The organism is Psychrobacter sp. TB15 (genome assembly GCF_000511655.1).
Classification (GTDB): Bacteria; Pseudomonadota; Gammaproteobacteria; order Pseudomonadales; family Moraxellaceae; genus Psychrobacter; species Psychrobacter submarinus.
The window spans coordinates 22,195-36,789 of the sequence record NZ_AYXN01000029.1 but is presented as its reverse complement, the minus strand read 5'-3'; the positions used below and the strand labels follow the sequence as shown (position 1 = coordinate 36,789).

The window sequence follows — 14,595 nt, the reverse complement described above, 5'->3', positions numbered from 1 at the left end:
GTTCACGTATTATAGTGCTATAGTCGATCCTAAATAAAACTGAAACATTTTTGTCATGTGTTGTTGGTATGAATTTTACGCAGCCTCTGGAGTGACAAAGTCGCACAGCAAGCAAGAAAAATTTATACCAACGGCACTACACCGTTTTCGAAGTGTCTTAACTATATTAATATAATAACTGCGGCGTGACGGATGAATTATGAAAGTTAAGCTTAGTAAGAAGTTTATCGATTCAGTTGCATATGCTTCAAATGGTACAGACATCTACATGGATGAAGTATTAACGGGTTTTGCACTTCGTGTGGGTAAGCAATCTAAGAGATACACGCTTCATAAACGCATCAATGGTAAGCTCTATCGTGACGAAGTTGAAGAAACACATCTAATCACTTTGACTGAAGCTCGTGAAAAAGCGAGCACGATGATGGTCAACATAAAAAAGGGACTTGATGTTTACGATGGTTATCACGCTACTCCAAAGTTAAAAGACATTCAAGATTCTGATATACCAACACTTAATGAAGCATATACCTACTTTAAATCTATGAAGCCAAATCTTGCCAGCCGTACTATTGAAACTTATGATCAGCAAATACTTGGTCGACTCGATGACTGGCTTGATATATCGTTAAACGATATAACTAAAACTATGATAAGTGAAAAACATAAGGAAATCAGCAAATCTAGTCCAGCTCAAGCGAATGCTACTATGCGAGCTCTTCGATCAGTATGGAATTATTGTCAAGATAGCTTCTTAGATGACGATGAGGAGTACATAATAAAGGATCAACCCATTCGAATACTGAATGCCAAAAATGATTGGAACAAAATTAAACCTCGTACTCGTCATGTTGAAGAAGAGTATTTAGGAGTATATTTTAGAACTTTGATTGAACACCGTGACGGTAGTTCTTTCAAACAAGCATCTTATAGCAATAATGCTCGTGATCTTTTACTGCTTTTTATGTTTGCTGGAGTTCGCTTAAATGAAGCGCAGACACTAAGATGGGAAGATGTAGATCTTGACGCTGCTCGTATCGTTTTTAAAGCCACTAAAAATGGTTCTGATTACCATATGCCTACTGGAAAAATACTTCAAGCCATACTTAGTGAACGCTATAGATTGAGCAATGGAGAGCGTTGGGTATTTCCGAGTGATTTGAAAAGAAATAGCGACCACGTTAAAGATTTGAGCGGTAGTTATCATTCAATATCAAACAAAGCTGGCTTGCACATTACGCCTCACGATTTGCGTCGTACATTTGGCACTGTCGCTAATGGTCTTAATGTAACCTATCCAGTGTTAAAGAGACTGCTCAATCATCGTGAGGCTAAATCTAGTGATGATGTGACACTACATTACATACAGGTATCACAGCGACAATTACGTGAAGCTTTAGATGAGATTGAAGCTTTTTATTGCAAGCATATAGGAATGACTCAAGATGAGGTGATTAAGAGTCTCTTACAGACATAACTTCATATAATTTTTTAAAGTTCTGTACAACTAACTAATCGATAGAACATGTAATGACATTTTGATTAGGAGACATACTATGGGTATCAAACTTGAATTTGGTATGACACAGAATAGTAGAGATCAAAAAATCTGTGTTGATTATTGGGCATATGATCATAAGGAGGATTATCTTGAACATGTACAAATGCTATGGCAGAAATATAGAATCAGCTCAAATCTATTGTTTGAGACGATTGCTCAATGTTACGCTTGTTTAGATGATATGCTCTGTGAGTACTGTGCAAGTGCTTGCCCGGTAGAGATGCCAGCAGATATCCTATATATGCGTGCTCAAGATAGTTGGTGTTGTATGGTTTGAACCGCCCCGAGATTGTCGGAGACTCAACGCTCCAAGAGAATACGACAATGAAAACACGAAACTATACCCCTGAAATGAAAGAACGAGCCGTCCGTATGCTAGTTGAAGCTAAAGACGACTACCCATCCACATGGTCAGCCATCAAAGCCATAGCACCAAAGATAGGTTGTACGCCTGAGACCCTACGATCATGGCATAAAAAGCACATTGATAAAACCATTCCTGCAAAGATTCAAGCTCAAAGCCAAGCCGAGCGCATCAAAGAGCTTGAACGTGAGAACAAAGAATTAAAACAAGCCAATGAGATCATAAGGAAAGCAGCCGCTTTTTTCGCCCAGGCGGAGCTCGACCGCAAACCCAAGTAATGGTTGATTTTATAGATGACCACAAACAACAATATGGAGTCGAGCCAATCTGTAGAGTACTACCGATTGCTCCATCCACATACTATCGTGCTAAAGAGCTAGAAGAAAATCCTGAAAAACGTTCACAGCGTAGTCAGCATGATGACTTCTATCTTAATGAGATTAAACGTATTTGGAAGGACAGCAAATGCCGTTATGGTGCTCGTAAAGTCTGGAAACAGTTGAAATCTGAAGGTGTACATCCTGCACGTTGCACTGTAGAGCGGTTAATGCGGCAGCATGGTATGCAGGGTATTTGGCGAGGTAAAGGTAAGATAACCACTAAGTCTCGTGATGATCAAAAGCGTGCTGTTGATTTAGTTAATCGTAACTTTAATGCCCATCGCCCTAACCAGCTATGGGTTGCTGACTTTACTTACGTTAAAACATTGAGTGGTTGGGTCTATACTGCCTTTATCATTGATGTGTTTGCTCGCGCTATCGTTGGTTGGAAAGTATCAGATCGTATGAACTCTGATATGGTGATGGCGGCACTAAACCAAGCCATTGCAGACAGAAACAATCCTAAAGATGTGATTCACCATAGTGATAGAGGTGTACAGTACTTATCCATTCGCTATACTAATAAGATGGCTGATTCTGGCGTTATTGCATCTGTTGGTACAACCGGTAATTCATATGATAATGCGTTGGCTGAAACGGTTAACGGGCTTTATAAAACAGAGGTGATTGAATATTTAAAACAGCAGTGGCGGGATGCGTATGATGTTGAATTAGCAACCCTTGAATGGGTCGATTGGTTTAACAAAACTCGCATTCATAGTACGATTGGCTATGTGTCGCCTTTTGAGTTTGAGAGACGATACTATGATAGTTTTATTGAGTCAGACAAAGCTGCCTGACTCAAGCAATCAAGTCTCCGATATAGTCGGGGCGGTTCACTATGCTATATATAGCGTTAGTAGCCTTCGTTTAAATTGATATTTTACTCAGGTGAGGTTGTTAATATTAGGGTTTGAAGTTTGCTAAGAGTATGATGTGAATATCGCACGACCGCTAAGAGTATGATTGTTTATCCCAACCGTAGACTGTATCAATAGAACGTAAATAACATTTCACCCTCGGAGAAAGCCTATCAAGAGGATTACCAGTAAGATTGATACATCTCAAACTATTCAGCTGTGTAAAATTATCTGGCAGGTTTCTAAGATTACAATAAACAAGCTCAAGCTTAACAAGATTATTAAGCTCACCAATACTATTAGGTAGCTTGCCCAATTTACAATAACTGATAAAAAACTCAGTCAGACTCTTAAGTTGCCCTATGATTTCAGGCAGCTCTTTGAGGCTACAATGGTTAATATAAAGCTTCTCTAGATTAGTAAGTTGACCTACGCTATCAGGTAGCTTGTCAAACTTGCCATGACTAATAAAAAGCTCAGTTAAGCTAATAAGCTGCCCTATGCTATCAGGTAGGACTTCAAGCTTAGAGTGATTAAAATTGAGCTTAGTTAAGTTAACGAGCTGTCCGATGCTATCAGGCAATACTTTAAGTTTACAGTTGATAATATTAAGCTCAGCAAGGTTAATGAGGTGTCCAAAGCTATCGGGTAGCTCCGTTAGTTCAAGGTGAAGCAGGTCAAGGTGAGTTAAGCTCAAAAGCTGGCCTATGCTATCAGGTAGCTCTTCAAGCTCACAATGAGTAATAAAAAGCTCTGTAAGACTGCTCAGTTGTCCAACGCTGGCGGGCAACTCTTTAATACGACAACGATTAATATAAAGCTTGTTGAGGTTGGTAAGCTGTCCAATACTACTAGGTAGGTCTTTGAGATCACAGTTAATAAGATCAAGGTCATTTAAATTTTTGAGTTGCCCTATGCTGTCAGGCAAGTGCTTGAGCGGGCAATAACTAATAAAAAGCTTAGCGAGGTTAATAAGCTGCCCTATGCTGTCAGGCAGTTCTTCAATCTCACAGTGAACCAGATCAAGTACCGTAAGCTTAGTAAGCTGTCCTACGCTCCCAGGTAGATAACGAAGTTTACAGCGACCAATAAACATCTTAGTAAGGTTATGAAGTTGTCCAATACTATCAGGTAGCGCTTCGAGCTCACTTTGATCAATAAAGAGTTCAGTAAGATAACTCAGTTGCCCGATGCTCTCAGGTAATGCGACAAGTTTAGAGTGACTAATAGACAGTTTGGTTAGGTTAGTGAGCTTACCGATATTGGGCGGTAGCTGGCTTGAAGATATGCCACTGATAGTTATTTCTACTAGATTTGTAAGCTTGGTGAGCTCATCGGGTAGATAGGCTATTCTATAGACGTCTCTTGAGTGCTGCTCATCGAGTTCAGGCTCTACGATCTCTAGCTTTTTTAGGGCTAGCAATGGCTCTTTGTCACGAGGAATTTCAGAGTCCTTAAGCTCAAACTCATCTGCCCACGCCCATATTTTCTTAATCCAGTTGTCATCAGTATTTAACGTTTTATTAGCAATAGCAGACTGATGAATGTCTTGTTGGTCTTTATTGTTTGGATTCATAGCTTTATTCCTTATAACGATTTGAACTATTTTTTCTGTGTCAGAATAATATCGGTGTCCTGACGTGAGTTATGGATCTCAGCGCGACCTATAGTTGAGAGAGCTTGTAGCTAACTTGAGAGGGGTTTTTTACCACTCATGACCTGAAGAACAAAGCTTCCAGAGGCTGTGATCAGTAGGAAACCGTGAAAGGCTTCCATCGCGGCCATAAATCGTAGATGTCCAGTAGGCATGAGATCGCCTCGCCCAAGCGTTGTGAAGTTAACTAGCGAGAAGTAAAAGTAGTCCATAAAATTAAGGGAGCTACTATCGCTAGATGAGGACGATACGAGGTTACCGATTTCAAAGCCGTAAACAGCAATCCAAAAGCCAGCAGCGTAAAGCAAGGCCTCGAACGTGTGAGCAATTACAATTGAGCCGACTGCGACCCCAAGGCAGTGTCCCGGATGGCGCGACGGCGTCACAAACTGTGACGAGAATTTTAATACGCCATAATGTATTGCTGTGCAGACAGCGATTAGAATCGCTGCCATTATAATTGCCAGAATCATTTTTTATCCTTTTTGAGGAAGGAACGACATTAAAGGAAGATTACCCTATTTATTTTAACTAATCCTGTATAATTTTTTCACTATAGCTAACGACTACGCATAAGCACTAGAGTCTATTCAGATAGGTCATTACGCAGTCATTTGAATCAGTCAGCATATGTAGTAACAATCCTAGACCAATTATTCTATAGGGCTTTGGTAGAAATAGCATAGCCGCATAAACTGCCATTGCATAGTAAGTATGTAATGGATGAAAATTAATACTACAGCGATCAGGTAAGAAAACAGGTGTTGCTAGCAAGTGATCTAAATCTACCAGCATGGTTGCTAAAAGAATCAAATATACTCGTTTGTAATCATCACGAAAAAAAGTATAGGCAATAATCAACGGCATGCCAAAATGCAGGAAGTAGTGGATAACGGTTTGGATCATCATCTTTCCAATTCAGCATGATGTTTTATTGATAAGTTGGTATGCAGAATAATTAAACTAGTAAACGTTACTTAAGAAGCCAAAGCTACATGTTCATGCTATGTTCAGACTTGAAAAACAGGCGCAAAGCCACCCCCTGGTGTGCGAAAGTTAGTCGCTTGGCCTTGATAGATACGCCCAGCAGTTAGTAGCAGCTGTCCTGCATAGGTATAAAGACGTATATCTACCTTTCTAGTCGTCACCACATCATCAATCTTTATTGATCGCTCTGTAGCAGGGATAAAGGTCTGCGCAATATAGCTTTCATCTAAAATAGTCTCGAATACGCGGCGGGTAATCTTGCTGCCACGGTAAACGCCCTTACTACCATAACCAGCTACTGGCTTAAAAAACAATTGTCTCCGAGTACGCCATAATTCTGCTGCATCCTCTTTTGTAACCATTCTGGTAGTTGGTACTGACTTTTTTAGATATTCTGCATCATCATCACCTAGTCCCCACGACTGCAAAGTTTGCGTATCGGATAGTAAAGTCAGGTTGCGCTTATTAGCGAATATAGCATGGGCATGCGGATTGGGGGTTACTACTACCGCACCCTCTAAATAGGCACTTTTAAGCACGGCGTGGTTGGGGTTTTCAAAGGCGAAATCGACTAACCGATTATAGATCATATCAATGGGCTTGCTATGAGCTGTCAGTACACCATCAGCATAGTTAAGCTCAGACGGATCGAGTATAACGGTATCAATGCCTTTAGCTTGAAGTAGTTGGCAGGCCAGCTGAAACTCCAAATACATGAACTGGCTTTTGGGCTCATTATCCACAATAGCAATGCGATTGGGCATGCTAGTTGCCGATTGTCGCTGCCATTCTTGTATGAACATATTAGCGACCGCTTCTTCAAACCCATCAAGCATTTTAGTAGTAGCAACACTTTGCTCTGAGGGGCGACAGCAGTGTTTTTGTGCGCGGGCAAGTGCTACGTTTAAAAATGCGCCTCCAGCATTGGTATTGATCTCAATAAGCTTGGGGTCATCGCTCCCCAAGTGAAAGTCATAACCCATGAGGGCCCCTATTGGGCCTGGGTCGAAAGCAGCTATTTCTGGTGCCCACGACAGTACTTGCTGTTGATATGACGGTAGTCTAGCAGTCGACTCAATAGCTGCGATGATTCGCACCATTGCTTCTATCTCTGTCTTAGGGACAAACACCGGTGTCGCTGAAAACAGCTTATTAAGCTCATTGGCTCCTAGTGGATTATCTCTTGTGTTTACTAATTGATCTTGCAGGCTGTTATTAAGCGCTTTACGATCTAAAGTACGGCAATAGCACTCTTGATTAAGCTGATTTGCCAGATTATCATTCGTTTTGTTTTTATTATTAATTAGGAATTCCATTTAAATCTCATTACTAAGTTGAATGTACTGATAGGGTTTAGGGGACAGCCAAAATAAAAAAAGTGTCTTAAATGTTTAAGATAAGGTTATTTTTATAGTTACTTTACGAAATAGTCATTTTGCAAGATACTTAATTTGCAATATATCTAGTTTATAAATTAGCTACTTTGCAAGGTTATACGGTTTTACGCTCTTCTTTAATGAGTACTTTCGCTAAAAACAAACCTAACTCGAACAGTAGCCACATTGGAATCGCGAGCAATAGCATTGACACCCCATCGGGCGGTGTGACTACCGCTGACACAGCAAAACAACCGACGATGATATATCGGCGCTTACTCTCTAGACTCTGAGTGGATATGATACCGACCATTATCAATAATAAAGTAACCACTGGAATCTCAAAAGTGAGTCCAAATACCATAAATAACTTTAGCGCAAAGCTTAAATAACTGTCGATATCGGTCATAGGTATAACGTTTTGCGGAGCGAATAAAATAAAGAACTTCAATACGCCTTTGAGTACCACAAAGTAGGCAAAAGCGACACCAGAATAAAATAGGAATATCGAAGATATCAGCACTGGAATAGTGATTTTTTTCTCTTTTTTATATAATCCAGGCGCTATAAATGACCAAATTTGATACAGAATATACGGCATCACTACAAAGGCAGCAACGAAAATCGTCAAGCGAATAGGTGCCATAAAGTTCGAGGTAATATCAGTAGCAATCATAGTCGAATTCGCAGGCAGCTGCGCAACCAGAGGGTCTGATAAAAGATTGTAGAGCTCACGCGAAAACCCTACCAATGCTAAGAAGACGATCAAAACGGCTACGCATATTTTGATGAGATGCTTGCGTAATTCAATCAAATGCTCAGTAATAGGCATGTCGCTAAGCACATTCAGCACATTATCAGTCTCAACATTATGGGTAGCATCTGACGCCTTAGCATCTGTATTTGCTAACTTTCTTTGGCGACTTTTTTGGCGCTTAAATAAGCTCATTTATCCCCCTTCTCTATAGCTGAAGAAGAGGAAGTATCTGGCTGATGATTTTGCTGCTGAGGAGTGTTTGACTGATAGGAAGTATCTAAGCTTTGGTTTTGCGAGTTTTCAAACTTATCCATACTACCGCGCATCTCGGCTAACTCACGCCGCATGTCTGTCTCAGTCTGACGAATCTTTGCCAGCTCATCTTGCATCTGTTTTCGTGTCTCAGCTAGATCAAGCTCAGCTTCTATTTCAGATTGTAGAGTGGATACTGTACGGCGCAGTTTGGCATACCATTGCCCAGCGGTACGTGCGGCTTGCGGCAGTTTTTCTGGGCCCAATACGATTAAAGCAATGACGCCAAACAAGAGTAATTCGGAAAACCCAATATCAAACATAACAGTCACATATATTAATAGACTACTTAGTGCCGCTATTTATAAGCGGCGCGCTTCATATTTTAGGCTGGTCATCAGTGGAAATAGGGCTGATTTCCATATCATCAGCCTGATTACCTACACGCGTATTTAAATCATTACTTGCAGCTGGCGTACTATTTTCATGGCTAAGCACATGATTTTTGCGAGCATTCTCAGGTTCTTCATCTTTGACCGCTTCTTTAAAACCCTTCACCGCACCGCCTAAATCTTTACCTGCATTTTTAAGCTTGGCAGTACCAAATACGACCACCACTACGACCAATAAAATCAGCCAATGTGTAATAGAAAAGCTGCCCATAACGGTATCCTTATATTTTGTGATCTTGTTTAGACCAGTATGTGTCAGTGTGCTTTAGAACACTTTTTACCGTACCAGAATTATAGTTTCAAACGGCGCAATCGCAGCGCGTTAGCAATCACCGAGAATGACGACAAGCTCATCGCTGCCGCTGCTATCATCGGACTGAGCAGAAGCCCAAATATGGGATAGAGCACACCTGCGGCAATAGGAACACCAAGTGCATTGTAGATAAAGGCAAAAAACAGATTCTGTCTGATATTGCGCATGGTGGCGTGGCTAAGCTTATAAGCTTTGGCAATGCCCATTAAATCACCTTTTAGCAGGGTAATGCCCGCACTCTCCATCGCCACATCGGTACCGGTTCCCATAGCGATACCAACATTAGCTTGCGCTAGCGCTGGTGCGTCGTTGATACCATCACCCGCCATAGCGACCAATTTACCGCTGTCTTGCATTTCTTTGACGATACGGTTTTTATCCTCTGGTGAGACATCCGCATGAACTTCATCAATACCTAGTTTATTGGCGACTGCCTGCGCGGTTTTTTCGTTGTCACCGGTTAGCATCACAACTTTTAAACCTGCGTCATGAAGCAGTGAAATAGCCTCTTTAGTGCTTGGTTTAATAGGGTCAGCAACTGAAATAATACCAGCAGCTTTACCGTCTATAGCCACAAACATTACCGTTTCACCGTCTTTTCTACGGACATCAGCTTTAGTGGACAGCTCATTATCAAAACTATTTAGGCTTTCCATAAGCTTAGAGTTACCAATAGCGACTTTCTTACCATCGACCACGGCTTGTACGCCTTCGCCAGTAGTCGAATTAAAGTCAGTAGCTTTAGGAATAATGAGTGATCTTTCTTGAGCTGCTCTAACGATAGCTTCTGCTAAAGGATGCTCGCTAGCGCTTTCTACTGAGGCTACCAATGCGAGGAACTCGTCTTCATCTTGACCTACCTGCGCATCAATTGCGGTAAGCTCGGGCTTACCAGCGGTCAGTGTTCCGGTCTTGTCGACGACAATGGTATCGACTTTTTCCATACTCTCTAACGCTTCAGCATTTTTGATGAGGACGCCGTTTTGCGCGCCTTTGCCGGTACCAACCATAATGGACATCGGCGTCGCTAGACCAAGGGCACAAGGACAAGCAATAATCAGTACCGCAATCGCGTTAACCAAAGCATAGGCCATAGCGGGCTCAGGGCCGAATATCGCCCAGACAATAAAGGTTATGATAGAGGTGACAATAACAATAGGTACGAACCAACCCGCCACTTGATCTACCAAGCGCTGGATAGGCGCGCGGCTACGCTGGGCTTCAGCAACCATTTGTACAATTTTAGATAATACTGAATCTGCTCCAACATTGACCGCTTCGACTAATAGCGTTCCGGTGCCATTTACCGTACCACCAGTCACTGTATCTCCTGCTACTTTTGATACAGGGATTGGCTCACCCGTCACCATTGATTCATCAACACTACTATTACCATCGATCACTGTACCATCTACGGGTAGTTTCTCACCTGGTTTAACCCGTAGCTTATCGCCAGTGACGACCTCATCAAGCGAGACTTCGACTTCTTCACCGTTTTCATCGACACGTCTTGCGGTTGGTGGTGCGAGCTCAAGCAAAGCTCTAATCGCACCTGAAGTTTGACTTCTAGCTTTGAGCTCTAATACTTGACCCAGTAGCACCAAGGTTACAATGACAGCTGCTGCTTCATAGTAGACTCCGACTTGACCAGAGGCATCTCTGAAACTGTCTGGGAAAATATCGGGAAAAAAGGTCGCGACAATACTAAAAATATAAGCAGCGCCTACGCCTATCGCAATCAAAGTAAACATATTTAGATTGCGGCTTTTTATAGACTGCCAGCCACGAACGAAAAACGGGGCGGCGCCCCAAAGCACTACAGGGGTCGCGAGCACTAACTCAGCCCATTGTAAAACCTGTGAAGGTATACCATACTGACTAAAGTCAACTCCAAACATACCGCTCATCACATATATTAATAGCGGTACAGTCAACACGGTACATATCCAAAAACGACGAGTCATGTCGTCAAGCTCTGAGGTGTCCTCTTCACCGATAGTAAGCGTTTCGGGCTCAAGCGCCATACCACATATCGGACAACCGCTATTTCTAACGTCTCTCACTTCAGGATGCATAGGACAGGTATATACCGTGCCATCGTAATCAGCAGGTACTTTATCGTATTTACCGCCTTTAACAGATTTTACTCCGCTACTATCAGTATCCTTTCCATGACAGCTAGCGTGACTATCATCTTTAGCAACTTCGTCTTCAGGTTTAAGAAACATGCCACATATTGGGCAGTCACTTTTTTCAACATCTCTTACTTCTGGATGCATAGGACAAATATAGACCGTACCGCTATAATTTTCCGGTATCTTGTCGTACTTATCGTCTTCGACAGACTTTAACTCAGTACTATTATTAGCATCCGCTTTATGACAATGCGCATGACTATCTTCATGGTTGTTGGATTCAGCAACCTCGTCTTCAGGTTTAAGAAACATGCCGCATATCGGACAATCGCTCTTTTCAGTATCTCTAACCTCAGGATGCATCGGGCAGATATAAACCGTACCACTATAATTTTCTGGTACTTTATCGTACTGACCACCTTTGATAGATTTTTCATCGGCAATATGTTTCATAAAACCACTCCTTGAAGACAATAAATATTTATAATAAGTACAACTCTTAAAGCACTATCATCAATCCTCGATTGCTATTCATCTAATCATTAATCTAAAAACCTCTAAAAAATAATTTCTATACTTTTCAATTGGAATTTAGTTTTTATCACGCAAATACTTGAGCAGTGCCATGATTGTTAGTACTAGTACTGCGAAAAATAGTAGGGTGAATAACAAACAGATAAGCATCATAACCCAGCCCATGCCATACATCATTGAGCCGTTCATCATGCCATGCATTGACCCATTCATTATGATTTCTCCTCAGTCTAAACTGTGATCACTCCAACTCTTCAATTAATTTTTACTCGAACCGAAGAGGTTTACTGACTGTTAATATATCAATATCTTTAGCGCACTTTGGCGAACCAACGATATAGTGGCACGAACAAGATGGCGAAATACCAACCGTAAAGATATGATTCTACAAGTCCAATTAGAAAACCTGTCCATGTTAACCACTCAAAGCCAGGTAGTAGAGGTGCCCAAGCTTCGTGCATCGCTATCTGTTCGGGTGCGAGTAAACCAAACCCTATGCATAATAGATAACTAATAAGTAGAAACAACGATACACTATTGCCAACAGGGGCAATCCTTAAAGTACTTGTTGTTAAGTTTGATTTGACCATCTTAGTAATCCTCACTATTGTATGATGTGGTTCAAGCTCAAGATAACCAATCGTATCTAACCATGCTAACTCTAAGGATTTGTATGAATTAAAGCTTTATCCTGTATTGATATTACTTTTTAACTCGTGCGGCGGCGGCAAGTTGACGCCATTGACCCCATTGAGGAATAAACATTGGCACTTGCTGTTTGTAAGTAAGGTAGTCTTTACCAAACTCTTCAAACATATGCCGTTCCTCACGTCGAGCTAACCATGTGTATACAAGCACAATCACTGGAAACAGACCGATTGAAAACAGAGTTGGCCAATGCACCACACCCTCACCGAACAGTGCAATAAACAACCCGGTGTACTGAGGATGACGTACGTAGGCATAGAGTCCATCAGTTACTAAACGATTTTCCCCTCGTGCTTTGTGGACTTGGCGCCAACCTTGAGCAAAAAGACCGACTCCTAAAAATGCAATAGCATAGCCGAGTAGCATTGAGATCATCATGCCTGTCTCACCTAAACCAACAAGGGTCGACCATAAGCTAGCGCTGACATATTGGCTGTCCAAACCAAAAAACCGTACTAATAAATATATAGTGAGCGGAAAGCCATACATTTCTGCGTAAAGTGCAATAATGAAAGCCTGAACTACACCAGCACCCGCCCATTCACGCCAGTTCTTTGGTGCGAAATAACGGTAAAAGAACCAAGAAATCAGAACAATAACAATTAGTGCGAGACCCCAAGTTCCAGCGTGATTAAATGACTCATTCATAGCTTACTTTCCCTGTTGTCTTTATGAATATCGTATTGCATGAAATCAATTCTTGAAGATAGTAAGCAGACACTTAAATCTATGCAATTTTTAACCAAACAATTTTCTGTAAACTCTTTGATGTTACTGTCAATGATGGTCTGCAAGCGTATCTTTTTCGATAGCTTTTTTCCTCGCTGAAGATTTCAGGTAAACCTGCTCAGCCACAGCAATCACTACAATAGTGACGACTGCTACGCCAAGTACGAATGGATCTGAGTTTAGTTTAATCCAGACAAAACCGCCGAGAACCAACAGGTCAAGAAGTATGGCCACTATAGGCACCCACATCACCGCCTTTATATCCTGACGAAGGTATCGCAAAACACCCCAATGAATGGCGATATCCATAATTAGATAGAAAACAATGCCAAGCGCTGCAATTCGTGATAAGTCAAATAACGTCGTAAAAGCTAAACCCAACACCACAGTATAGACCAACGTATGTTTTTGAACGCTTCCCGGCATTCCCAAATGACGATGAGGCACCAGCTTCATCTCAGTCAACATAGCAAGCATACGAGAGACTGCGAAGATGCTAGCAAGGAGGCCGCCAGCGGTAGCTACCATTGCGATTGCAACTGTGAACCATAGACCATAGTCGCCAAGTGCTGGGCGTGCGGCGGCAGCCAAGGAGTAATCTTTAGTTTCGATGATTTCGGCAAGAGATAGATTACTAGACACCGCGAAACCGACTAGAGTGTAAATAACTACGCATATTGCGATTGATATTACAATGGCACGGCCGACGTTGCGATGAGGATTTTTTACTTCCGAGCCACTGTTGGTAATCGTGGTAAAGCCTTTAAATGCCAGTATGCCTAGCGCCGTTGCGCCAAGAAAGTCACCAACAGTATTAGTGTCACCTAATGTAGAAGAATCAACTGCAAAGCTATCAGCTAGCCAGATACCAACCAACCCGAATATAAGAATACCGACAATTTTTATAATACCGATAACCGATGCAACCCCCTGAATCCAACGATTACCAAGTAAATTGATAAAGAACGCAGCAAGAATAAGCGCGGCGCCAAGGATGGATACCATGCGACCGCTGTCATCGCCACCGAATAACTGCATAGTGTATGACCCGAACGTCCGGGCCAAAAAGCTCTGCGCTATAACCATGGAGAAATACATCAGCATGGCATTAAATCCAGTCGGTAAACGATCTCCGTATGCCTGATGCAGGTACATTGCAACACCGCCAGCCGACGGGTAAGCGTTAGAGATTTTGATATAAGAATAGGCACTAAAAGAAACAACGATTGCGGCGGCTAGAAAAGCAAGTGGGAAAAGCGAACCCGTCATCTGAGCCATCTGACCGGTCAGAGCGAAAATACCAGCACCGATCATGACACCGGTACCTAGCATAACTGTTCCTGATAATGTCAAACTATCCTTCTGATAGCGAGTCGTTCTATCTTGTTTCATACTTATTCGACCTTAATCTATTTCTTCGTAGAACTTCAGTTTTACAGGTTATTTTTGAAGTAAGGAGTAGGTATAGTTAGAATTAAAAGACGCGATATAGTAAATAGTTTTTAAAGAAGAGCTTACTTATTGGTATCATAA

15 protein-coding genes and 1 other annotated feature are annotated in these 14,595 nt (G+C 41.7%); of the genes, 3 read left to right on the top strand and 12 right to left on the bottom strand.

What is annotated here, in order from left to right; genetic code table 11:
• Window positions 1-199 precede the first annotated feature (199 nt).
• The 3 genes from W234_RS0106140 (at window position 200) to W234_RS0106125 (ending at window position 3,105) form a co-directional block, all read left to right on the top strand.
• On the top strand, window positions 200-1,477 hold the full coding sequence (locus tag W234_RS0106140; RefSeq protein WP_025645715.1) for a tyrosine-type recombinase/integrase: 1,278 nt from the start codon (window positions 200-202) through the stop codon (window positions 1,475-1,477).
• A 79-nt stretch (window positions 1,478-1,556) separates the two neighbouring features.
• Complete coding sequence (locus W234_RS0106135) at window positions 1,557-1,838, top strand: hypothetical protein (RefSeq protein WP_025645713.1); 282 nt, start codon at window positions 1,557-1,559, stop codon at window positions 1,836-1,838.
• Between the two features lie 47 nt (window positions 1,839-1,885).
• Window positions 1,886-3,105, top strand: a protein-coding gene (locus W234_RS0106125; RefSeq protein ID WP_413771572.1) for an IS3 family transposase whose coding sequence is annotated in 2 segments (ribosomal slippage) — window positions 1,886-2,174 and window positions 2,174-3,105 — 1,221 coding nt in all. Because the reading frame shifts where the segments join, the coding sequence is not laid out codon by codon here.
• Window positions 2,161-2,277: a sequence feature (AL1L pseudoknot), on the top strand. It overlaps the preceding gene by 117 nt.
• Window positions 3,106-3,259: 154 nt before the next feature.
• On the opposite strand, the gene W234_RS13765 is transcribed toward W234_RS0106125, so the two are convergent.
• The 12 genes from W234_RS13765 to W234_RS0106065 form a co-directional block, all read right to left on the bottom strand.
• Window positions 3,260-4,741, bottom strand: a complete 1,482-nt coding sequence (locus W234_RS13765; protein WP_025645706.1) for a leucine-rich repeat domain-containing protein — start codon at window positions 4,739-4,741, stop codon at window positions 3,260-3,262.
• A 110-nt stretch (window positions 4,742-4,851) separates the two neighbouring features.
• Window positions 4,852-5,292, bottom strand: coding sequence for an ion channel (locus W234_RS0106115; RefSeq protein WP_025645703.1), 441 nt, complete (start codon window positions 5,290-5,292; stop codon window positions 4,852-4,854).
• A 106-nt stretch (window positions 5,293-5,398) separates the two neighbouring features.
• Window positions 5,399-5,725: a DUF6122 family protein gene (locus W234_RS0106110; protein WP_025645701.1), complete on the bottom strand. Its 327-nt coding sequence runs from the start codon at window positions 5,723-5,725 to the stop codon at window positions 5,399-5,401.
• Between the two features lie 104 nt (window positions 5,726-5,829).
• The gene (locus W234_RS0106105) at window positions 5,830-7,122 is read right to left on the bottom strand and encodes a hypothetical protein (protein WP_025645699.1); all 1,293 of its coding nucleotides are present in this window, start codon (window positions 7,120-7,122) and stop codon (window positions 5,830-5,832) included.
• Between the two features lie 175 nt (window positions 7,123-7,297).
• On the bottom strand, window positions 7,298-8,131 hold the full coding sequence (gene tatC / locus W234_RS0106100; protein ID WP_025645697.1) for a twin-arginine translocase subunit TatC: 834 nt from the start codon (window positions 8,129-8,131) through the stop codon (window positions 7,298-7,300).
• Window positions 8,128-8,514 carry a Sec-independent protein translocase protein TatB gene (gene tatB, locus W234_RS0106095; protein WP_025645695.1) on the bottom strand — a complete coding sequence of 129 codons (387 nt, stop codon included), beginning with the start codon at window positions 8,512-8,514 and terminating at the stop codon, window positions 8,128-8,130. The genes tatC and tatB overlap by 4 nt, the downstream gene beginning before the upstream one ends.
• A 55-nt stretch (window positions 8,515-8,569) precedes the next feature.
• Window positions 8,570-8,854: a Sec-independent protein translocase subunit TatA gene (gene tatA / locus W234_RS0106090; protein ID WP_025645693.1), complete on the bottom strand. Its 285-nt coding sequence runs from the start codon at window positions 8,852-8,854 to the stop codon at window positions 8,570-8,572.
• An 80-nt stretch (window positions 8,855-8,934) separates the two neighbouring features.
• Window positions 8,935-11,544 (bottom strand): copper-transporting P-type ATPase, encoded by a 2,610-nt coding sequence (locus tag W234_RS0106085; RefSeq protein WP_025645691.1) that lies wholly within the window; start codon window positions 11,542-11,544, stop codon window positions 8,935-8,937.
• Window positions 11,545-11,682: 138 nt separating this feature from the next.
• Window positions 11,683-11,838, bottom strand: coding sequence for a hypothetical protein (locus W234_RS14525; protein WP_156770962.1), 156 nt, complete (start codon window positions 11,836-11,838; stop codon window positions 11,683-11,685).
• Between the two features lie 98 nt (window positions 11,839-11,936).
• Window positions 11,937-12,215: a DUF5676 family membrane protein gene (locus tag W234_RS14920; RefSeq protein WP_025645689.1), complete on the bottom strand. Its 279-nt coding sequence runs from the start codon at window positions 12,213-12,215 to the stop codon at window positions 11,937-11,939.
• 112 nt (window positions 12,216-12,327) lie between these two features.
• Window positions 12,328-12,981 (bottom strand): methyltransferase family protein, encoded by a 654-nt coding sequence (locus W234_RS0106070; protein WP_025645687.1) that lies wholly within the window; start codon window positions 12,979-12,981, stop codon window positions 12,328-12,330.
• A 129-nt stretch (window positions 12,982-13,110) separates the two neighbouring features.
• Window positions 13,111-14,454, bottom strand: a complete 1,344-nt coding sequence (locus tag W234_RS0106065) for an APC family permease (protein WP_037059147.1) — start codon at window positions 14,452-14,454, stop codon at window positions 13,111-13,113.
• Window positions 14,455-14,595: the final 141 nt, after the last annotated feature.